Origin of the sequence: Arsenicicoccus sp. UBA7492 (assembly GCF_002479615.1) — a bacterium.
GTDB lineage: Bacteria > Actinomycetota > Actinomycetes > Actinomycetales > Dermatophilaceae > Arsenicicoccus > Arsenicicoccus bolidensis.
The window spans coordinates 33979-54218 of the sequence record NZ_DLOE01000063.1; the positions used below are offsets into that span (position 1 = coordinate 33979).

Below are 20240 nucleotides of genomic sequence, written 5' to 3' on the forward strand. Positions count from 1 at the left end.
CATGGCCGGCGTCGACCCGACCGCCGCCGAGGTGGCTGACTCCGAGGTGGCCGGCACTCAGCCTGCTGACGCTCAGCCGGCCGGCGAGGCGCAGGGGACCCCCACCTCGTTGCCGTTCCGGCTCGGGGACTCCTACGCCAGGGCGGTCCCGGCCCTGTCGCTCGCGTGGTCGGCCGCTCCCGTCCCCGCAGCGCGCCTGCTCACCCTCGACGAGGGGCTGGCTGACGATCTGGGCCTGGACCCGGCGTGGCTGCGCTCGCCCGACGGGGTGGCCCTGCTCAGCGGACAGGTGCCCGAGGGCGTGACGACCGTCGCCCAGGCCTACGCCGGCCACCAGTTCGGCGGCTACTCGCCGCGGCTGGGCGACGGGCGCGCCCTCCTGCTGGGGGAGCTCGTCGACGGGTCCGGCACTCGCCGCGACCTGCACCTCAAGGGCTCGGGTCGCACCCCCTTCGCCCGCGGCGGCGACGGCAAGGCCGCGGTGGGTCCCATGCTGCGCGAGCACCTCGTGAGCGCCGCCATGCACGGGCTCGGCATCCCGACGACGCGGGCCCTCGCGGTGGTCGCGACCGGCGAGACGGTGCTGCGCGAGACGCCGCTGCCGGGGGCGATCCTGGCGCGGGTCGCCGCCAGCCACCTGCGGGTCGGCACCTTCCAGTACGCCGCCGCGACCGGTGACCCCGCCCTGCTGCGATCGCTGGCGGACTACGCCATCGCCCGCCACCACCCGGAGGCGGCCGAGGCGGACGAGCCCTACCTCGAGCTGTTCCGCCGGGTGACCCTGGCCCAGGCCGAGCTCGTCGCCCGATGGTCCCTGGTGGGCTTCGTCCACGGCGTCATGAACACCGACAACATGACCATCTCCGGCGAGACCATCGACTACGGCCCGTGCGCGTTCATCGACGCCTACGACCCGGCGACGGTCTTCAGCTCGATCGACACGGGTGGTCGCTATGCCTTCGGCAACCAGCCTGCGGCCGCGCAGTGGAACCTCGCGCGCCTCGGCGAGACGCTGATCCCGCTGATCGCTGGGGGCGCCGAGGGCGCCGAGGGCGCTGAGGGCACTGAGGGCGCGGCCGGTGCGGACGCTGCGGTCGAGGCCGCGACGGGCGTGCTGCACGAGTTCGCCGAGCGCTACGACCGGGTCTTCGTGGACGGCATGGCCGCCAAGCTCGGCCTGGCCGGTCTCGACGCGGCGACGACCCGTGACGTGGTCCGTCCGCTGGTCACAGACCTGCTCGCCCTGCTGCAGACCCATGGCGTTGACTGGACGTCCTTCTTCCGCGCCCTCGCGGCGGGAACGGCGGGCGGTCATTTCCTCGACGCCATGGCCTTCGACGCCTGGAGCGCCCGTCGCGACGCCCTGCTGCCGGACGACCGGGCGGCCGTCGCGGCCCGGATGGACGCGGTCAACCCGGTCTACGTGCCGCGCAACCACCGGGTCGAGGAGGCCCTGGCTCGCGCGACAGCGGGCGACCTCGGGACGTTCGAGCGGCTGCTCGACGCCGTCTCGAGCCCGTATGCCGAGCGGCCCGGCCTCGAGGACCTGCGCGGTCCTGCGCCGGCGGGGGCGCCACGCCACATCACCTACTGCGGCACCTGACCTACCGCCGGTAAAGGCATCGACCGCCCTTCGTTCGCCAGGTCGATGCCTTTACCCCCGGTAGGTCTGTCAGTGGATCGCGAGGCCGGCGGCCAGGAGCCCGCCGTAGGTCAGGGCCACCAGGCCCGTCGCCGCGAGCACCCGGATCAGCGCGGGACCGGTCGCGCCGCGCAGCACGTCGAGGCACGGCTTGATCGCGGGCAGCAGGCCGACCAGCCCGAGCAGCGCCCACCGGTGACCGGCCCAGGCGGCCAGGCCGGCGCACACCGCGGGGACGACCATGAGCACGACAAACAGGATCCGCGTGCCGCGGTCCCCGAGCCGCACCGCGAGGGTGCGCTTGCCCGCCACCTCGTCCCCGCTGATGTCGCGCAGGTTGTTGGCGACGAGGACCGCCGTGATGATCGAGCCGATGCCGACGGCGCCCGCCCAGGTGCCCGCGTCGACCTTCTCGGCCTGGGTGTATGCCGTGCAGACCGTCGCCACCAGCCCGAAGAACACGAACACGAACACCTCGCCCAGCCCGGCGTAGCCGTAGGGGCGGCGTCCGCCGGTGTAGAACCAGGCCGCCAGGACCGCGGCGATCCCGATCAGCAGCAGCCAGGTGTCACCGGACAGTCCCATGAGCGCCAGCCCGGCGAGGCAGGCGAGCCCGAAGCACGTGAACGCGGCGTACTTGACCAGCAGCGGCGTCGCGAGGCCACCGCCGACGAGCCGCACCGGCCCGACCCGGTCGGCGTCGGTGCCGCGGATGCCGTCGCTGTAGTCGTTGGCGTAGTTGACGCCGACCTGCAGGAACAGCGCGACCAGCAGCGCGAGGAGGGCGAGCGCGGCGTCCCACTGCCCGAGCCCCGCTGCGGATCCGGTGCCGACGGCGACGGGAGCAAGAGCGGCGGGCAGGGTCCGGGGGCGAGCGCCCTCGACCCACTGGGAGATGGTGGCCATGAGCACATTGTCTCGTGATCGAGAGATCGCGGTGCGCACGGCACGCGCGCCGGACGGGTGAGTCGTCGCCCATGGCCCGGAAGCCGAAGACCGATGACGAGCGACTCAGCTGCCGCCCGGCCCGGACCCCCTCTCCCGCGGCCTCGGCGCCGCGCTGAGCACCTGGGACAGCAGGTCCCGGACGGCCGCGGGGTCCGGCTTGCCCGGGCCCCGCTGCGGTATGCCGTCCGCGGCGGCGACCACCCGGGGCAGGGCGTGGGCCGCGAGGTGGGGGCGTAGCGCCGCCCGCACCCGCTCGGCGTCCCAGCCGGTCGCGACCTCGTCCGCCGCCGGACCGCCGACTCCGTCAGGTCCGGGGTGACCGCCACCCCCACCGCCACCGTCGCTTCCGCCTCCGTGGCCGCCGTCGCGCGCGCCGTCCTCGACGACCAGCGCTCCGACGACCTGACCCCACTCGAGGTCGGGGACGCCGACGACGACGCACTCGCGGACGCCGGTGACGTGGGCCAGGATCGCGTCCTCCACGACGCGGGGGGCGACCTTGAGCCCGCCGGTGACGATCACGTCGTCGGCCCGACCCAGCACCGTGAGGGTGCCGTCCTCGGCCAGCTCTCCGAGGTCGTCCGTGCGGAACCACCGCGTGCCGTCCTCGACCGTGAAGTGGGTTGCGGTGAGGGCCGTCTCGCCGAGGTAGCCGTCGGCCACCATCTCGCCCCCCAACGAGATGCGTCCCTCGTCGAGCCGGACGCGGGCGCAGGAGAGTGGCCGTCCGTCATACACGCACCCGCCCGCGGTCTCGCTCATGCCGTAGGTCCGCACCACGCGCAGCCCGGCCGCCACCGCCTGCGCGTGCACGGTAGCGGGCAGCGCGGCCCCGCCGACGAGGATCCCGTCGTACGTCGCCGCGGCCTCGGCGCCCAGAGGTGAGGCGAGCAGCCGGACCAGCTGGGTCGGTACGAGCGAGGTGTAGTGGCGGACGCCACCGGTGAGACGCTCGGTCGCCGCGGCGAAACCCTCGGGGGTGAAGGGTCCGTCGTCGATCGCGACGGGGGAGTGCCCGGCCAGCAGCGAGCGGGCGAGGACCTGCAGGCCGGCGATGTGCGTGGGCGGCAGGGCCAGCAGCCACTGCCCGTGGCCATCGAGGTGCTCGGCCGTGGCCTCGCCGGATGCGCGCACGGCCGCGGCCGACAGGACGGCCAGCTTGGGCGTCCCGGTGGAGCCGGAGGTGCCGACGACGATGGCGGTGCCCTCCGGCGGCGAGGGCACGTGGTCCGATCGGTCCGGCGGCTCCCCGCTCGGGCACACCGCCGCACCACGCCCGGTGAGGGCCAGCTCGAGGGGCGCCAGGTCGCCGACCGCCGAGGCGGGGGACTGCGTGCCGGGCCAGTGGACCATCGTCATGCCACCGACCCTAGCCGCGCCCACCGACAGACCCTCCTGCACAGGTCTGGCGCCATTCCTGCGCATGTGTAGGATATGTGCATGTCCCTCCTCGAACGCCGCCTGCAGATCCTGCTCGACCAGGATCGCTACGACCGGGTCGCTCGCGCCGCCGAGGACTCCGGCCAGAGTGTCGGGGCGGTGATCCGGCACGCCATCGACGTCACCTACCCCGAGGACGTCGGCGCGGCCCAGCACGCGGCCCGGCGCTTCCTAGACCGTACGTCCGAGCCCCGAGACGAGCCGCCTCTCGACCTCCGGGAGCTCCGGCGCAACCTGGATGACGAGCTCATGGCCACGCTGCCCTCGTGAACGAGGTCTTCGTCGACAGCGCGGTGCCACTCCTGGCCGCGGGCGGCGCCCATCGCTTACGGGCGGCATCACGGGAGGTGATGGCTGCGGTGGCGGCCGGGAGCGTCCGCATGCACGCCAGCGTCGAGATGCTGCAGGAGTTCACCCACCACCGCATGCGGATGGGTGCGGTGCCCGAGGCGTTGCTGGACGCTCGAGACCTGGCGGACATGACCGTTGTCCATGCCTTTGACCTGGAGGTCTGGCAGGAGGCGACCCGCCTGATGCAGGTCAGTGCGATCCGCGGGCGAGACGCTGTGCACGCAGCGACCGCGCTGCTGGCCGGTTTCGACGAGATCATCTCCCCAGACACCGACTTCGTCGACGTGCCGGGTCTGCGACGCATCCACCCGGCCGACTGGCCGGTCTCCTGACCCCAGCCTCCGCCTGTCCGGTGTCCGCTGATCCGTCGACCTGTGGACCCACCGAGATCGGCGGCCGGGCTCAGGGACGGACAGGGAGGCCCAACGCCCTCGTCACCCCGTGCAGGGTGCTGAGGGTCACGACGATCGACAGGGCGGCGCACGTCGTCATCGCGGCGCCCACGGGCATCACCTCCGCCAGACCGCCCGCGAGCAGCGCGCACAGCCCCTGCGTCGTCATCCGCCCCGCCCCCTCGACCCCTTGGACCTGCCCCCGCACCTCCACCGGCGTGAGCTCCAGCAGACGTTCCTGCAGCGCGAGGGTGCCCGAGTAGCCCACCGTCGCGAGCAGCACGAGCGCGGCGGCGACCGGCAGCGCGGGCTCGGCCACGAAGGCCAGGAAGGGCGCGGCCAGCAGCAGCCGCAGCCATGGGCTCAGCCGGGCGCGCGTCGCACGCGTGACGAGCCGGCCCATCGCGAGGTCGCCGACCAGCATCCCCAGGGCGCCCGCGACGAACAGCGACCCCGCCGCGCCCCCGGCATACGGCACGAACAACGCCTCGCACCCCACGACCAGCCCGTTGGGCACCCACGACGTGACCAGGAGGGGGCGCAGGCGTCGCTGCCGGGCCAGCCAGGCGTTGGTCGTGACGGTCTGCCGCAGGCTGGGTCGTCGCACCGGCCGGGCGGAGTGCTCCCGCACGCCCACTGCCGTGACCACCGTCGAGGCCAGCAGCAGGAGGACGTCGGCGAGGAAGAGCTCCCGGGGGCTCAGCCATGGCAGCAGCACCGCCGCCGCCGCGAACCCGAGGATCTGCATCGACCCCGTAGCGACGTTCATCAGCGAGCGGGCCGTCGCATAGCGTGACTCGCCGACGACCTCGGACAACAGGCCCAGCCGTATGCCGCCCGCCACCGACATGACCAGGCCGAGGGCGATGAGCAGGACGAACCGCAGCACGAGCGGCAGGCCGGGGACCAGCTGGCCGGCGACGAGCAGGGTGCCGACGAGCTGCAGGCCGACGAGGACGCGACGCGGGCGGGCGGAGTCGGCGAGGGACATCAGCGTGGACGCGCCGAGGACGTTGGCGAGCGTGGGGCCGAACAGGCTCAGCGCCGTGAGCAGCGGCGAGCCGGTCTCTGCGTCGACCAGGGTGGCGAGCGCCAGCCCGCCCAGCGAGCTGCCGGCGACGAGCGCCGCGAATCCCGTGAAGAGCGCACGCATCTCGCGGTTGCGCAGGAGCGTGGTGTAGGTGAGGGGCACTCGCACACCCTCGGCCCCGCTCTGCAGCGCGGCCTAGGATTTCGTCAGGAGGCGAAACGTGAGCGAATGGATCCTGGGCCCAGACGTGCTGGCCCGAGCGCATTTCTGCGTGTCGCACCTCGCGGTGGCCCTCGCTGCGCTCGCTCGGCTGGCCGCGCGGCCGACACCGTCCTTCACCGCAGCCCTGTCGGGTCGCCCGGTCCATCAGGCGCTGGTGGCCGAGGCCTTCGCGCCGCGATGGGTCGCGGACTGCTTCTCCCGCGCGAGCCCGCCCGGCCGCGACCTGCGCGAGGAGCTCGAGCCCGTCCGCGCCGTCTCGGACGCGCAGGTCCGTCGCGACGTCCACGCCACGGCGGGTCGCCCCCTGCCGCCCGCCCTGCGCCGTGGCCGTGGCCGTGCCAGTGGGTCGAGTCGTGAAGCCAGCGGCGGTCTCGGCCAGGCCGTGGCAGAGCTTCTCGAGCTGGCGTGGGAGCAGGAGGTGGAGCCGCAGTGGCCACGGCTGCGCCGCGTCCTCGAAGGTGACGTCGTGTCGCGCACGGCGGCGCTGGGCCGGGGCGGGTGGGTGGCGGCGCTCGAGGGGATCCGCCCGTCGACCGCCTACCTGGGCGGGGGCACCCTGCGGGTGAGCGGCCATGACCTGCTGCCCAAGGTCCTCGACGACGCCCACCTGGCCTTTCACCCCGTCCAGGCCGGTCGCGGCTTCGTCATGTGGGACCTCGCGGCAGGGCGCTACGCCCTGACCTACCCGGCGACGGGGACCGGGCTCACCAGCCCCTTACCCGACGACGCGGCGCTGGACCGGCTCCTCGGCCGCAACCGCGCGACCGTGCTTCGGCTCCTCGACGCCCCCGCCTCGACGACCCAGCTCGTCGCCCGTACCGCCCTGCCGCTCGGGTCCGTGGGTGGGCACCTCGCGGTCCTGCTGTCAGCAGGCCTGGTCACCCGGCGTCGGGCCGGTCGGGCCGTGCTCTACTGGCGCACCCCGCTGGGCGACGACCTCGTCGACTGACCGCCACTGGTCACCAATGGCGTCCCCGAGGGGTGTGTGAACGATCCACAACGTCCTTGGTGACCAATGGCGCGGGCTGGGAGTGGCTGGTCAGCAGCGGCGTGCCGAACCACCCCGAGTAGATGCGGTGGTGCCGGATCAGTGGCCCGTCCAGCTCGAGGAACTCCACCAGGTCGACCTGATCCCCGGCCGGGGTGACTCGGGGGTACTCCCAACCATCGCCTGTCCAGCATGACTACCCGTAGTGGTAGCGGCATGCGGCGATGCGGATCTCGTCGCCGGCGATCTTGTACACGAGCCGATGCTCGTCGGTGATCCGACGTGACCAGTACCCCGCGTAGTCGTGCCTCAGCGCCTCAGGCTTGCCGATGCCTTCGTTGCCGTTGCGCTGGACGTCAGCCAGCAGCACGTTGATGCGCTTCAGGATCTTGCGGTCCTGGGTCTGCCACCACAGGTAGTCCTCCCAGGCGTTCGGGTCCCACACGAGCAGCACGTCACTCCGCCGGGATCACGTCGTGGGCGGCCCCGCGGCCGTTCTCGAGGCGCTCCATCGCGTCCAGGAGGCGTCGCGCGTTCGCCGGTGACCGCAGCAGGTAGGCGGTCTCGCGGAGCGACTCGTAGTCCTCGAGCGACACGATCACCACAGGCTCGTGGCCAGCGCGGGTGATGACGACCTCCTCGCGGTCCTCGATGACGCCGTCGAGCACCTCGGCGTAGCGGGCGCGGGACTCGGTGTAGCTCATCGTCTTCATGGTGCCTCCTGTACGGAAAAGTGTACGTCCCATGTGGCGGGTGCGGGAGCCGGGACGGCATCCGAGCCGGGCGTGCAGGCCCGGCAGCGGACCGGGCAGGATGGGAGGCATGACCGACGCGATCACCACCCGTCCCCTGGCCGTCGTCACCGGAGCCTCCAGCGGCATCGGCGAGGCCACCGCCCGTCGTCTGGCCCAGGAGGGCTTCGAGGTGATCTGCGCCGCGCGGCGCACGGAGCGGATCGAGCAGCTGGCCAAGGAGATCGACGGACGGGCCGTCACCTGCGACGTCACCAGCGAGGAGGACGTGGCGCGCCTGGCGCAGGAGGTCGGCGACCGGCTCGACGTCCTCGTCAACAACGCCGGTGGCGCCCTGGGCACCGAGCGCATCGCCGACGCGGTGGTCGACAAGTGGCGGCAGATGTACGACTCCAACGTCATCGGCGCCCTCAACGTCACCAAGGCCCTGCTGCCCGCGCTTACGCAGGTGGAGGGCGGCATGGTCGTCATCGTCTCCTCGATCGCCGGCCTCGGGGTCTACGAGGGCGGCGCGGGCTACTGCGCGGCCAAGCACGCCGAGACCGTCATCGCCGAGACGCTGCGGCTCGAGGCGGTCGAGGACGGCATCCGGGTCTGCGAGATCGACCCGGGGCTGGTGCACACCGAGGAGTTCTCGCTCGTGCGCCTCGGCGGGGACCGGGCGGCGGCCGACAAGGTCTACGAGGGGGTCGCGGAGCCACTCGTGGCCGAGGACGTCGCGGACGCGATCGCGTATGTCGCGACCCGGCCCTCTCACGTCAACATCGACCGTCTGGTGATCAAGCCGCAGGCCCAGGCCGCGCCGCACAAGCTCGTCCGTCAGCGCTGACCCCGGGGGGACGGCGGCTGACGGCCGACTGGCCTCGGTTGATGGCGGCGGCCGCGCGGGTGGGCGGCCCTCGCCAGGCGCCGGGCGGTCCGGCATACTCCCGCCCATGACCCGTGACACCGCAGTCCCAGGCGCTGCCGCTGACGCCGCCAACCCGCCCCGGTGGAAGATCATCGGCCCCGGCCTGATCGTCGCTGCCACCGGTGTGGGCGCCGCCGACCTGGTGGCCACGTTGATCGCCGGCAGCAAGTTCGGCTACGGCCTGCTGTGGTGCGTGCTCGTCGGCTGCATCATGAAGATCGTGCTGGTCGAGGGCGCGGGACGCTACTCCCTCGCCACGGGCCGCACGATGTTCGAGGGCTGGCGCTCGCTCGGTCCCTGGACGACCTGGTACTTCGGTCCTTACATCGTCATCTGGGGCTTCGTCTACGGCTCGGCCGCCATGGCCGGCACCGGTCTGCCGCTCAACGCGCTCTTCCCCGTCCTGGACACCAAGTGGGGGGGCATCATCTCCGGGCTCGTCGGCCTGATGCTCGTGTGGTTCCACCGGTACGGCCTCTTCGAGAAGGTCATGGCGGCGTTCGTGGGCCTGATGTTCGTCGCCATGGTCGGCGCCGCGATCATCACCCTGCCCAACCTCCTCGACATCCTGGCGGGCCTCAAGCCGTGGATCCCGGACGGCGGCCTGGTCAACGTCCTGTCGCTCGCGGGCGGCGTCGGCGGCACCATCACGCTCGCGGCCTACGGCTACTGGCTGCGCGAGAAGGGTTGGGACACAACGCGCTTCATGCGGGTCATGCGCATCGACAACACCGTCGCGTATGTCGTGACCGGCATCTTCGTCCTCGCCACGCTCGTCGTGGGCGCCGAGCTGATGTACTCCATGAAGGTCGCCAGCGACGACAAGGGGCTGCTCTCGGTGGCCGACGTCCTCGACCAGCGCTACGGGCCGTTCGCGGGCAAGGTCTTCCTGCTCGGCTTCTTCGGCGCGGCCATGTCCTCGCTGGTCGGCGTGTGGAACGGCGTCTCGTTGATGTTTGCGGACTTCGTCGGCAACCTCAAGGGACTGCCGTCGGGCCACGCCGACACGCGCACCGGCGGCCGCTACTACCGGTGGTACATCCTGTGGCTGACCTTCCCGCCGATGATCATGATGTTCTGGGGCAAGCCGGTGGTGCTGATCCTGGCGTATGGCGTCCTCGGCGCGTTCTTCATGCCCTTCCTGGCGGTCACGCTGCTGTGGATCCTGAACACCGACCGCGTGCCGCGCGAGTGGCGCAACAAGGCCTGGTCCAACGTCCTGATGGTGGTGTGCGCGCTGGCCTTCGCGGCGCTCGCGGTGAGCGAGATCGTCAAGGCGATCCAAAAGCTCTAGCTAGGCGGGCTGCTCGGCGAGGCGCTTGATGTTGAGCAGCATCTCCCGGCTCATCACGAAGCTCACGGGCTCGATGACATAGGGGCCGCCGGCCAGGCGCTGCGCGAGGCTGTCGCCGTGGGCGTAGGTGTTGCGCTCGATCAGCCGGGTCCGCCCCTGGCTGAGTGGCTGCAGGTGGTAGGACCAGACGGTGGTGGCGAGCGGCCCCCCCTCCGGCACACCCACGAGGACGAGCGAGACGCCCGGCCGCACCTCGGCCACGACGAGCGGTGGGAGCTGCGGGTGCAGCCTGACCTCGTCGCCGACGCGAAGGTCCTGCAGGTCAGGACGGATCTCCTCGACGTTGCTGTCGAGGGAGCCGGCAGCCTGCTCCAGCAGCTGGTGGCTGTAGAAGCCCCCGCGGCCTCGCCCGATCTGGGCGAGCCACGGCCAGACCCGGTCGGGGGTCGTCCAGATCGTAATGGCCCGCGTGGATCGCCAGTCGTGGTCCTCGATCAGCTCGTCGCCGCCGAGCGTCGCGGACACCTCGTCCGGGGTGGCGCCCCAGGTGCGTCGCTCGTGGCTGTGCAGCGGCCCCGTCGCGAGGTGGGCGGCCATGCGCGCCGCGCCGGCCAGGTTGTCCTTGAGTCGATCACCCAGTGCCATGGCACCAGCCTAGGTCGAGTCGGGTCAGTACGGCCGGTAGGGTCCACCGCCGCGGAGGCTCTTGACCCCGGGGACCCCGGCAAGACCGCCGTATGTCGCCTGGGCGTAGCGGGCCCCCGCCATGATCTGGGCGACCGGGTCGTTGCGCTCCGTGCGCGTGGGCAGCGCGAACGCGTCGAAGGTCGGGCCGATCGTCTGCATCAGGCCGAACGACGGCATGCCGGCGGCGGCGTTGCGGTCGTAGGTGTTGACGACCCCGACGTCACCGCCGGACTCGTTGTAGATGATGATCGCGAGGTTCTCCGCGTCCTGCGCACCCTGGGGGTAGCCGTTGGCGTAGAGCAGCCCGAGGGCCTCGCCGATCTGGCGGCTGAGCTGCGGCGACACGGTGTGCCCGTTGCCGATGACCGGGGTGCCGGGGCGGACGGTGCGCACGACCCGGCCGTCCGCCAGGACGACGAACGAGCCGTCGGCGACCGCGCGCCTCGTGTCCGCGTCGGTGAGGGTGGTCGCCTGGGTCCGGGCGGCGGTGAGGGCGTCGAGCGCGCGCTGCTGGGCCTCGACGGCGTCCGCGAGCGCGGCGTCGGCGGTCGTGCGTCGGTCGTCGGCCAGGCTCGTGGCGGTCTCGGCGCGCACGGCCGGCACCGCGATGGCGGCGGCAGCGGCGGACGGGGTGAGCGGCGCGGTGGCTGCCTCGGTGGCGGGACGCCCGCCGGCGGCGGAGGCCACGGACCGGGTCTGGGCCTCGACGGTCTGCTCCCAGGCGCGGTGAGCCGCGGTGGCCTCGGCGTGCGTCTGCTGCAGCGTGGCGCGGGTGCGGGCCTCGGCGGTGCGCGCGGACGCGAGACCGGCCTTGGCGGTGCGGGTGGTGGCGCTGTCGATGGGCCGGGCCGCGAGGAGTGCACCGGGCACCGCGACGGGCCGCAGCAGCCGGGAGACCGTGGCTGCGGGCAGGGCCGAGCGTGCGGTGGAGCGGGACGCCGTGTCCTTGTCGCGCGCGGCGAGCGCCGCCTGCACGACCGGGCGGGAGGACGGCGCGGGCGCCGCCTCGACCGCCGAGGCGGCGGGGGCCTGGCCGGAGATGTCGGTCGTCACCACGGCGGTGGTGGCAGCCACGGCGAGGGTGACGGCGACGAGGCCGGGGGTGGACGGACGGCGCGCGGAGGCGCGATGGCGAGGGTGATGACGCATGGGGGCCGATCAGGGAGGGGGCGGCGGTCAGGTGCTGCGATGCTGCGGGCACAGCGGCGCCGGGGCCGTGAGGCCGGGGACGGGGCCGCCAGGGCGCCAGCACGCATGAGATGGGCCGACGCGGGGCGCGTGCTGACTCGTTCGGGGCGAGGCACGCTCTCACTACCATAACGCTCCGGACTCGGTGGTCCGAATCGACCGAGCACAGCTGTGTGACCTGGGCAACGCCCATCCGGGTGAACTAGTTGCGATCTGCAGCCGTCAGTGGCGCTGCGCGACCTGCTCGTCCTGCCCCACATCGTCTGCGCCGTTGCGCGACTCGTCGTCGGCGTCACCGGTGGCCCGGTCCCGGGTGGCTCGCAGGCTCGTGACCGTGACGATCGCGAGCACCGCCACGATGAACACCAGCGACCAGGCGGTGGGCACGGTGGGGACGCGCGGCCAGATGCCGTGGGCCCAGTGCAGGATCAGCTTGACGGCGATGAAGCCCAGGATGATCGCGAGCCCGTGGCCGAGGTGCACGAGGCGGGACAGCGCGCCCTCGAGCACGAAGTACAGCGCGCGCAGGCCCAGCAGGGCGAAGGCGTTGGTGGCGAAGACGAGGTAGGGGTCGCCGGTGATGCCGTAGACCGCGGGCACCGAGTCGATGGCGAAGATGATGTCGGTGCCGAGCACGGCGAGGGTGACGACGGCGAGCGGGGTGAGGGCGCGGCGCCCGGCGTCCCGCACCGTCATCCGGGTGCCGCGATAGTCGCCGGTGACCGGCCACACGCGGTTGATGAGCCGGACGACCGGCATCTCGGCGACGGGGGTGTGCTCGGCGTCGCTCATCGCGTCACGCGCCACCTTGACCGCCGTCACGAGCAGGATGATCCCGAAGAGCAGGAAGGCCCAGTCGAAGCTCGCGATCAGCTGGGCGCCGAGGGCGATGAAGATGCCGCGCAGGACCAGGGCCCCGGCGACGCCGATGAGCAGCACGCGCTGCTGCAGCTCCTTGGGGACCGCGAAGCCCGCCAGCAGGAGCATGAAGATGAACAGGTTGTCGACCGAGAGCGACTTCTCGACGAGGTAGCCCGTGTAGTACTCCATCCCGATCTGCGACCCGTGCTGGGTCCAGACCCAGGCGCCGAAGAGCAGGGGGAGCGCGATGTAGAACGCCGACCAGCCGATCGCCTCGCGCATGGAGACGGCGTGCGGCTTGCGGGTCAGCAGGAAGTCGAGCGCGAACAACGCCAGCACGGCGCCCAGGGTCACGGCCCACAGCATCGGGGTGCCGATGCTGTCGAGGGCACCGCCCGTGGCGGCGGCCGGGCTCGCGGCGGGCGCGGCGGCATACGGCAGGGACAGGGTCAGCATGAGATGGGGTTCCTCAGATCGTCGTATGGCGGTCTGAGGTCTCCTTCACCCGCGCCAGGCGCCGGGCCCCCGTCCGAGGCGGCCGTCTGACGTGGCCGCCGGAATGACCGGATCGGGACTGGGAAGTACTCCCCTCGGCGAGCAACCCTAGGCGCCGGCCCTGGGCGTTCCCTGGATGTCCGGAGGCTCGGGAGGGCTCGGGAGGGGCTCGCGAGCAGCTCGCGACGGCGGTGTGATCTCGTCCACATCCTCTGGTGAGGATGGCCTAACTGAGGTTAGCCTTGCCGACATGATCGTCTGCCACTGCCGCATCGTGCGCGACACCGAGATCCTCGATGTCGCCGCGGCAGGGGTGCCCACCCTCGGAGCCATCTGCCGGTCTACCGGCGCCGGCACCGTGTGCGGCGGGTGCGTCCCGGCGGTGCGATCGCTGCTCCAGAGGTTCCGGGAGGACACGTTCGAGCCCGTCGGCGCTAGGCTGACGCTCGAGCACGCACTGACGCCGCAGTTCGCGCGTCTCGCGTCCGTCCAATCGGCCCTGGAGGATTCACATGCAGCCGCGTAGCCCACGGATCATCGAGCTCCTCAACGAGGCGCTGACCTTCGAGCTCACCGTCGTCAACACCTACTTCCTGCACGCGCGCATGCTCGACAACTGGGGCCTGCCCAAGCTCGGCAAGGTGTTCTACGACCTGTCGATCGGCGAGATGAAGGACGCGGACGAGCTCATCGAGCGGATCCTGATGTTCGACGGTCACCCCAACGTGCAGCGCCTCAACCCGATCAGCATCGGCGAGTCCGCCGAGGAGATGCTGCGGCTCGGCCTGGCCAGCGAGGTGGCCGCCGTCGCGCAGTTCAACGGCGCGGCCGAGGAGTGCCACGCGCTCGGCGACCACGCCACGGCCTCGATCTTCGAGGAGATGGCGCGCGACGAGGAGACCCACGCCGACTGGTTCGAGGGCCAGCTGGACGCGGTCGCCCGCACCGGCGTCGAGAACTACCTCGCGATGCAGCTCGCTCCGGGCGAGGCACCCTGACGCTCGCCGTTCGCAGCGGTCAGAAGTACCACGGGAAGGGCGACCAGTCCGGGTCGCGCTTCTCCAGGAACGAGTCCCGCCCCTCGACGGCCTCGTCGGTCATGTAGGCCAGGCGTGTCACCTCACCGGCGAACACCTGCTGACCGACGAGGCCGTCGTCGGTCAGGTTGAAGGCGAACTTCAGCATCCGCTGTGCCTGCGGGCTCTTGCCCATGATCTCGGTCGCCACCTGCAGCGCCTCGCGCTCGAGGTCGCCGTGGTCGGCCACGATGTTGACCGCGCCCATCCGGTGCATGTCCTCGGCGGTGTAGGGCCGGCCGAGGAAGAAGATCTCGCGGGCGAACTTCTGCCCGACCTGCTTGGCCAGGTAGGCCGAGCCGTAGCCGGCGTCGAACGAGCCCACGTCGGCGTCGGTCTGCTTGAACCTGGCGTTCTCGCGCGAGGCGATCGTGAGGTCGCAGACGACGTGCAGGCTGTGACCGCCGCCGGCCGCCCAGCCGTTGACCACGGCGACGACGACCTTGGGCATGGTGCGGATCAGGCGCTGCACCTCGAGGATGTGCAGCCGCCCGCCGGCGGCCTTGACCCGCGCCTCGTCCACCGCGGCGGCGGTCTCGTCGGTGCTGCCCTCGACGGCGTACTGGTAGCCGCTGCGGCCACGGATGCGCTGGTCACCGCCGGTGCAGAAAGCCCAGCCGGCGGTCGTGGCCGACTGGCCGGTGCGGGGCGTGGGGCCGTTTCCGGTCAGCAGCACGACACCCACGTCCGGCGTCATCCGCGCATGGTCGAGCGCGCGGTAGAGCTCGTCGACGGTGTGCGGCCGGAAGGCGTTGAGGATCTCGGGGCGGTCGAACGCGATGCGGACCACGCCGTTGGCGCTGCGGGACGGGCCGCCCACGCGGCGGTGGTAGGTGATGTCGGTGAAGCCGAAGCCCTCCACCTCCGCCCACTCGGCGGGGTCGAAGGTCTCGCTGACGAAGTCCAGGGCGCTCACGGACCCGAGGATAGCCGCGCGGTCCGATGGCGGCGGCCCGCGGGCGGCATACGGTGGAGGTATGCCGATCCCCGAGTTCATCGTCGAGCTGCGCCGCCACGTCGGTCACGCACCCCTGTGGCTGACCGGAGTGACCGCCGTGGTGCTGCGTGGGGAGGGCGACGAGCAGGAGGTCCTGCTGGTGCGGCGCGCCGACACCGACGAGTGGAGCCCCGTGACGGGCATCGTCGAGCCCGGCCAGGAGGTGCACGAGGCGGCCGTCCGCGAGGTGCAGGAGGAGGCGTCCGTCGTCGCCGCGGTCGAGCGGCTCGTGTGGGTGTCGACCACGGAGCCGGTGCGGCACGCCAACGGTGACCAGGCGCAGTACGTCGACCACACCTTCCGGCTGCGGTGGGTGTCGGGGGAGCCGGCGGTCGGCGACGACGAGAACCTCGAGGCGCGCTGGTGGCCGGTGCGCGGCGTGCGGGAGGGCGTGCCGCCGATGCGGGCCCACTTCGGGGACCGGGTGCGGGTGGCGCTGGACGACCCGTCCGACGTCCTCCTCGGACCTACCTCAGGTCGTCACGTCCGCCGGGGTTAGCACGCCGGGCGGACGTGACGACCTGAGGTAGGCACATCGACCGGGGTTGGACGGGGGTCAGGACGGTGGCGTGGGCTGCCCGGACTGCCACAGCGCCCACGCGCTGACCGCCAGCAGGACGCCGCAGATCGCCGCGACGACGAGGTAGGTGAGGCGACGGCGCGCGTGCTCCGGCTCGCCGGGACGGGCCGCGCGGGCGCGGGCGAACCTCCCCGCGTAGTGCTGGAACCACAGGTCGTTCGGGCGGGCGGCGCCATACCCGGCCACCAGGGTGAGGATCGCCAGGACGATCACGAAGGCCATGAGGCGGTCGGCTCCTCTCGGACGGCTCGGGGCGCAGGCGGGGGATGATGGGTCGTATGCCGACCCGCGTGCTGCCAGCCCTCGACGAGCTGCTCGGACAGATGTCTGTCGTCACGATCCCCCTCCACGCACGGTTCCGCGGGGTGACACACCGTGAGGCCGTGCTGCTCGACGGTCCGGCGGGGTGGGGGGAGTTCGCGCCGTTCCTGGAGTACGAGCCCCGCGAGGCCGCGCGCTGGCTCGCCGCAGCGGTCGAGGCGGCGTGGGTGGGCTGGCCGGACCCCGTGCGCGAGGTCGTGCCGGTCAACGCCACCGTCCCGGCGGTGGCTGCCGGTGAGGTGGCGGGGGTCGTCGCGCGCTTCGACGGCTGCCGGACCGCCAAGGTCAAGGTGGCCGAGCGCGGCCAGTCGCTCGACGACGACCTCGCCCGGGTCGCCGAGGTGCGGCGGGTGATGGGGCCGGACGCGCGGGTGCGGGTCGACGCCAACGGCGGCTGGTCCGTCGACGACGCGCTGCGGGCCCTGGATGCCTTGTCACGCCACGGGCTGGAGTACGCCGAGCAGCCCTGCGCCACCGTCGAGGAGCTCGCCGCCCTGCGGATCGCCCTGGCCCGCAACGGGATCGACGTGCCGGTCGCGGCCGACGAGTCCATCCGCAAGGCCGAGGACCCGCTGCTCGTCGCCCGGCTCGAGGCTGCCGACATGGTCGTCGTCAAGGTCGCCCCGCTCGGAGGGGTGCGTGCGGCCCTGGGCGTCGTCGAGGCGTGCGGGCTGCCCGCCGTCGTGTCGTCCGCCCTCGACACCTCGGTCGGCATCCGCGCCGGCGTCGCCCTGGCCGCCGCGCTGCCCTCGCTCGAGCACGCCTGCGGGCTGGGCACGGTCGCGCTGCTGGACGGCGACGTCGCCGCTGCGCCCCTCGTGCCGAGGGGCGGGGCGCTCGGCATACGGCCGGTGGAGGTGTCGCGCAACCGGCTGGAGGCGCTCGCGGCGCCGCCGGACCGGGTGCGGTGGTGGCGGGAGCGGGTCGCCGCGTGCCATGCGGAGCTGGCCTCGTCGTCTGGCAGCATCGGGGCATGAACCCCTCCCAGGCCCTCGCCGAGGTCCTCGTCGACGAGCTGGTCCGCCACGGCGTGACCGACGTCGTCCTCTGCCCCGGATCCCGTTCTGCGCCACTGGCCTACGCCGTGCACGACGCGGACCGGGCCAGTCGCGTGCGGCTGCACGTGCGGGTCGACGAGCGGTCCGCCGGGTTCCTCGCGCTGGGTCTGGCCAAGGTGTCCCGGCGGGTCGTCCCGGTCATCACGACCTCCGGCACCGCCGTCGCCAACCTGCACCCCGCCGTCCTCGAGGCGCACCACGCGGGCGTGCCGCTGCTCGTCCTGTCCTGCGACCGCCCGGCGGAGCTGCTGCGGACGGGCGCCAACCAGACCACGGTGCAGCCGGGCCTGTTCGGCGAGGCGCTGCGGTGGCGGCACGAGATGCCCGCCCCGGAGCGGCGGGCCGGTCAGACGGCCGTATGGCGCTCCGCCGTCTCGCGGGCCTGCGCCGCGGCGGCTGGGGCCCTCACGGGCTGGGCCGGCCCGGTGCACCTGGACGTCGGGCTGCGAGACCCGTTGACGCCGGACGACTCTCACGACTGGCCGGAGTCCTTGGAGGGACGGCCGGGCGGCGATCCGTGGACGGCGGTCGCGTCCCGTGCGTCACGGACGGCGCCGGGGATCCCCCACGGTGCGGGGGTGGACGACGTGCCCCGGACCGTCGTGGTGCTCGGCGACCTCCCGGAGCCTGCGATGGCCGACGAGGCGGTCCGGCTCGCGGCGGCGGCGGGGTGGCCTGTGGTGGCCGAGCCCTTCGGCCTCATGGACCGGACGTCGGTGCTGCCGCACGGTCCGCTCCTGCTGACCTGCCGGCCGTGGCTCGAGTCCCATCTGCCGGCGCGGGTTCTCGTGGTGGGGCGCCTCACGCTGACCCGCGACGTGGCGGCTCTGATGCGCCTCGTCGATCGGGTCGAGTGCGTGACGCCGGTCCCCGACTGGCCGGATCCCTCCGCCCGCGTCGGTCGCGTCCACGCGTGGGAGGCGTTGTCCGCCACCGAGATCCGCCCGCGCTCTGCGGAGGACGCGGAGTGGAGCGCGCGCTGGCGCGAGGCCGGCCGGCGGCTCGCCGCGACGCCGCTGTGGGCGGCCGACGAGCCGTCCGGGCTGGCGGTGGCGTCCGCCGTCCTCGAGACGCTGGCCGAGCTGCCCGGCGCGGCAACGCTGTTCGTCGGCTCGTCCCAGTCCGCGCGTGACCTCGACTGGGCGTCAGCGGGATTCGCGACGCCCGTGACGGTCGTCGCCTCCCGAGGACTGGCCGGCATCGACGGGTGCGTCTCCACCGCAACGGGTCTCGCGCTGGCCGGCGACGGTCCGACGGTGGCGCTGATGGGTGACCTGACCTTCCTGCACGACGCCAACGGTCTGCTGATCGGCCCCCACGAGCCGGTGCCCGAGCTGACGATCGTCGTCGTCAACGACGACGGCGGCGCGATCTTCTCCACGCTCGAGCACGGGGACCCGTCTCGTGCAGCGCAGTTCGAGCGCGTCTTCGGCACACCGACGGGCACCGACCTGGCCGCCCTCTGCGCCGCGCACGGGGTCGCGCACGAGCGGGTGACCACGATCCCGGCGCTGCGGGATGCGTTGCGGCGCAAGGCTTCCGGCATACGGGTCGTCGAGGTCCCGTTGTCCCGCACGGGTGTCCGGGGCGCCCGGGCCACGGTGCGGGCGAACGTCGCCGCCGCGCTGGCCTGATCGCCCCCGCCCCGACAACGTGAGTGTTTCGTCCACCATTCTTGGACGAAACACTCACGATCTGGCGGGGCAGCGGTGCGGGGCGGCGGTGCTGGTGGGGTGGTGGGGGGGAGCCGTCAGGTCTCGCGGATCGCGGCCACCAGGGCGTCCCCGTCGACGCCGTGCCAGCTCCCGGGGAGCTCACGGTGCTGCGCCCCGGGGACGGCCTGCTCCACCTCGCGCGCCCAGCCGCGCAGGCGGTCGTCGCTGCCGCTGCTCGCGAGGACCAGCGTGGGACAGGTGATCGCCGCCAGGTCGGCCGCGCGGGTCCGGCCGGTCAGGGTGAGGTCGTAGGGGAGGGTGTGGGCGGCCGGCTCGCCCGGCCCCGTCGGGATCTGGGCGACGACCTCCTCCGGGATGCCGATGCGGCGGTTGAAGGTGCGGACCGCGTCACCGCGACGTCCCTCGCGCACGAGCGCGCGGATCTCGTCGCGCACGTCCGGGCCGTCATCCGCCAGCACCGGCTCGAGGGCGACCACGCCGGTGACGCCGGCGACGTCACGCGCGGCCAGCAGGGCGAGGGTCGCACCGGAGGAGAAGCCGTAGAGGCGGGCGCTGCCCCCGTGCTCGGCGACCAGCGCGGCCAGGTCCTCCACCTCGCGGTCCGGCTCGTAGCCCTCGGTGTCGCCGCTCTCGCCCTTGCCGCGCCGGTCGTAGGTCACGACGGTCGCCTGCTCGGCGAGGGCGGGCGCGAGGTCGGCGAAGGCGGTGAGTCCCCGGTGCATCATGACCGGCTCGACGAGGACCAGGACCGGGCCGGAGCCCCGGCAGGTCCAGGCGATGGTCGTGCCGTCGGCCGAGGTGGTGGTGCCGTGCTGCGGGTCGTGCGACATGGGTTCTCCTGCGGGGAGGAACGGACCGGGGTGCGTGGGTGCGACGGGCGCCGAGGGGTCAGGCCTGGGGGAGGAGCGTGACGAGCCGGCGCGGGGCGGTGCAGCGGTAGGAGTCCTCCAGGATCTCGGCGACCTCGTCCCAGTCGGTCGTCCCGGTCAGGTCGAGACCCGTCCAGCCCGAGGCCCCGAGGTAGCCCGGCACGTACGCCCCAGGGCTCTGCCGCAGCGCGTCTCGATCCTCCGGCGCGGCCTGCACCACCACGGACTGCGGGTGCTGCACCCACTCGCCGCCCACCTTGAGCGAGCCGCCGTAGTAGGCGAACACCTTGACCGTGAAGAACGCCGGCCGTCCGTGCGAGACCTTCTCGTCGATGTCGGGCAGCGCGCGGGCCAGGGCCCGGACGCGCGCGAGCAAGGGGTCGTCCCGGTCGTACATCGCGTCGTGCATGGGTGCACCTCCGGCCCCCAGCATGCCGGAGGACCGCCCGTGGGGGAATGCCTC

At 73.0% G+C, this 20240-nt stretch carries 23 protein-coding genes; 11 read left to right on the forward strand and 12 right to left on the reverse strand.

Going from position 1 to position 20240, the window contains the following annotated elements; all coding sequences use genetic code 11:
• Window position 1 precedes the first annotated feature (1 nt).
• Complete coding sequence (locus tag B4E97_RS18625; protein ID WP_286961211.1) at window positions 2-1603, forward strand: protein adenylyltransferase SelO; 1602 nt, start codon at window positions 2-4, stop codon at window positions 1601-1603.
• Window positions 1604-1672: 69 nt separating this feature from the next.
• Here the strand turns inward: B4E97_RS18625 and B4E97_RS18630 are convergent, their stop codons facing one another.
• Complete coding sequence (locus B4E97_RS18630; protein WP_286961212.1) at window positions 1673-2548, reverse strand: 1,4-dihydroxy-2-naphthoate polyprenyltransferase; 876 nt, start codon at window positions 2546-2548, stop codon at window positions 1673-1675.
• 105 nt (window positions 2549-2653) lie between these two features.
• Window positions 2654-3949, reverse strand: a complete 1296-nt coding sequence (locus tag B4E97_RS18635) for an AMP-binding protein (protein WP_286961213.1) — start codon at window positions 3947-3949, stop codon at window positions 2654-2656.
• An 81-nt stretch (window positions 3950-4030) separates the two neighbouring features.
• Here B4E97_RS18635 and B4E97_RS18640 point away from each other — a divergent pair, with 81 nt between their 5' ends.
• Window positions 4031-4300, forward strand: a complete 270-nt coding sequence (locus tag B4E97_RS18640) for a hypothetical protein (RefSeq protein WP_286961215.1) — start codon at window positions 4031-4033, stop codon at window positions 4298-4300.
• Entirely contained in the window at window positions 4297-4713 is a 417-nt protein-coding gene (locus tag B4E97_RS18645; protein WP_286961216.1) for a type II toxin-antitoxin system VapC family toxin, read from the forward strand. Before B4E97_RS18640 ends, B4E97_RS18645 begins: the two co-directional genes overlap by 4 nt.
• 70 nt (window positions 4714-4783) lie before the next feature.
• On the opposite strand, the gene B4E97_RS18650 is transcribed toward B4E97_RS18645, so the two are convergent.
• Window positions 4784-5965, reverse strand: a complete 1182-nt coding sequence (locus B4E97_RS18650) for a hypothetical protein (protein ID WP_286961217.1) — start codon at window positions 5963-5965, stop codon at window positions 4784-4786.
• Between the two features lie 58 nt (window positions 5966-6023).
• Between B4E97_RS18650 and B4E97_RS18655 the strand changes: the two genes are divergently transcribed.
• Window positions 6024-6974 carry an ArsR/SmtB family transcription factor gene (locus tag B4E97_RS18655; RefSeq protein ID WP_286961220.1) on the forward strand — a complete coding sequence of 317 codons (951 nt, stop codon included), beginning with the start codon at window positions 6024-6026 and terminating at the stop codon, window positions 6972-6974.
• Window positions 6975-7209: 235 nt separating this feature from the next.
• Here the strand turns inward: B4E97_RS18655 and B4E97_RS18660 are convergent, their stop codons facing one another.
• Window positions 7210-7467, reverse strand: coding sequence for a Txe/YoeB family addiction module toxin (locus tag B4E97_RS18660; RefSeq protein WP_286961221.1), 258 nt, complete (start codon window positions 7465-7467; stop codon window positions 7210-7212).
• A 1-nt stretch (window position 7468) separates the two neighbouring features.
• Window positions 7469-7726 (reverse strand): type II toxin-antitoxin system Phd/YefM family antitoxin, encoded by a 258-nt coding sequence (locus B4E97_RS18665; RefSeq protein ID WP_286961224.1) that lies wholly within the window; start codon window positions 7724-7726, stop codon window positions 7469-7471.
• Window positions 7727-7835: 109 nt separating this feature from the next.
• Between B4E97_RS18665 and B4E97_RS18670 the strand changes: the two genes are divergently transcribed.
• Both B4E97_RS18670 and B4E97_RS18675 read left to right on the forward strand, forming a co-directional pair.
• Window positions 7836-8594: an SDR family NAD(P)-dependent oxidoreductase gene (locus tag B4E97_RS18670; RefSeq protein WP_019286443.1), complete on the forward strand. Its 759-nt coding sequence runs from the start codon at window positions 7836-7838 to the stop codon at window positions 8592-8594.
• Window positions 8595-8700: 106 nt separating this feature from the next.
• Complete coding sequence (locus B4E97_RS18675) at window positions 8701-9969, forward strand: Nramp family divalent metal transporter (protein ID WP_286961227.1); 1269 nt, start codon at window positions 8701-8703, stop codon at window positions 9967-9969.
• On the opposite strand, the gene B4E97_RS18680 is transcribed toward B4E97_RS18675, so the two are convergent.
• The 3 genes from B4E97_RS18680 to B4E97_RS18690 form a co-directional block, all read right to left on the reverse strand.
• A complete protein-coding gene (locus tag B4E97_RS18680) occupies window positions 9970-10614 on the reverse strand; it encodes a hypothetical protein (RefSeq protein WP_019286440.1) in 645 nt (214 codons plus the stop codon).
• 24 nt (window positions 10615-10638) lie between these two features.
• The gene (locus B4E97_RS18685) at window positions 10639-11730 is read right to left on the reverse strand and encodes a transglycosylase SLT domain-containing protein (RefSeq protein ID WP_286961230.1); all 1092 of its coding nucleotides are present in this window, start codon (window positions 11728-11730) and stop codon (window positions 10639-10641) included.
• A 336-nt stretch (window positions 11731-12066) separates the two neighbouring features.
• Window positions 12067-13161 (reverse strand): TerC/Alx family metal homeostasis membrane protein, encoded by a 1095-nt coding sequence (locus B4E97_RS18690; RefSeq protein ID WP_019286438.1) that lies wholly within the window; start codon window positions 13159-13161, stop codon window positions 12067-12069.
• Window positions 13162-13450: 289 nt separating this feature from the next.
• On the opposite strand from B4E97_RS18690, the gene B4E97_RS18695 reads away from it, so the two are divergent.
• Together B4E97_RS18695 and bfr are read left to right on the forward strand one after the other, a co-directional pair.
• Complete coding sequence (locus B4E97_RS18695; protein WP_029211305.1) at window positions 13451-13726, forward strand: (2Fe-2S)-binding protein; 276 nt, start codon at window positions 13451-13453, stop codon at window positions 13724-13726.
• Window positions 13713-14198, forward strand: a complete 486-nt coding sequence (gene bfr / locus B4E97_RS18700) for a bacterioferritin (protein ID WP_019286436.1) — start codon at window positions 13713-13715, stop codon at window positions 14196-14198. The genes B4E97_RS18695 and bfr overlap by 14 nt, the downstream gene beginning before the upstream one ends.
• 19 nt (window positions 14199-14217) lie before the next feature.
• Here the strand turns inward: bfr and B4E97_RS18705 are convergent, their stop codons facing one another.
• Complete coding sequence (locus B4E97_RS18705; RefSeq protein WP_286961233.1) at window positions 14218-15192, reverse strand: 1,4-dihydroxy-2-naphthoyl-CoA synthase; 975 nt, start codon at window positions 15190-15192, stop codon at window positions 14218-14220.
• A gap of 61 nt (window positions 15193-15253) precedes the next feature.
• Here B4E97_RS18705 and B4E97_RS18710 point away from each other — a divergent pair, with 61 nt between their 5' ends.
• On the forward strand, window positions 15254-15772 hold the full coding sequence (locus B4E97_RS18710; RefSeq protein ID WP_029211303.1) for an NUDIX hydrolase: 519 nt from the start codon (window positions 15254-15256) through the stop codon (window positions 15770-15772).
• Window positions 15773-15829: 57 nt separating this feature from the next.
• Here the strand turns inward: B4E97_RS18710 and B4E97_RS18715 are convergent, their stop codons facing one another.
• Window positions 15830-16075: a hypothetical protein gene (locus tag B4E97_RS18715; RefSeq protein WP_286961235.1), complete on the reverse strand. Its 246-nt coding sequence runs from the start codon at window positions 16073-16075 to the stop codon at window positions 15830-15832.
• A 56-nt stretch (window positions 16076-16131) separates the two neighbouring features.
• Here B4E97_RS18715 and B4E97_RS18720 point away from each other — a divergent pair, with 56 nt between their 5' ends.
• Both B4E97_RS18720 and menD read left to right on the forward strand, forming a co-directional pair.
• Window positions 16132-17151, forward strand: coding sequence for an o-succinylbenzoate synthase (locus tag B4E97_RS18720; protein ID WP_286961237.1), 1020 nt, complete (start codon window positions 16132-16134; stop codon window positions 17149-17151).
• On the forward strand, window positions 17148-18866 hold the full coding sequence (menD, locus tag B4E97_RS18725; RefSeq protein WP_286961239.1) for a 2-succinyl-5-enolpyruvyl-6-hydroxy-3-cyclohexene-1-carboxylic-acid synthase: 1719 nt from the start codon (window positions 17148-17150) through the stop codon (window positions 18864-18866). The genes B4E97_RS18720 and menD overlap by 4 nt, the downstream gene beginning before the upstream one ends.
• A 116-nt stretch (window positions 18867-18982) precedes the next feature.
• Here the strand turns inward: menD and B4E97_RS18730 are convergent, their stop codons facing one another.
• Together B4E97_RS18730 and B4E97_RS18735 are read right to left on the reverse strand one after the other, a co-directional pair.
• The gene (locus tag B4E97_RS18730; protein WP_286961240.1) at window positions 18983-19738 is read right to left on the reverse strand and encodes an alpha/beta fold hydrolase; all 756 of its coding nucleotides are present in this window, start codon (window positions 19736-19738) and stop codon (window positions 18983-18985) included.
• A gap of 58 nt (window positions 19739-19796) precedes the next feature.
• Window positions 19797-20186 (reverse strand): MmcQ/YjbR family DNA-binding protein, encoded by a 390-nt coding sequence (locus B4E97_RS18735; RefSeq protein WP_286961241.1) that lies wholly within the window; start codon window positions 20184-20186, stop codon window positions 19797-19799.
• Window positions 20187-20240 lie beyond the last annotated feature (54 nt).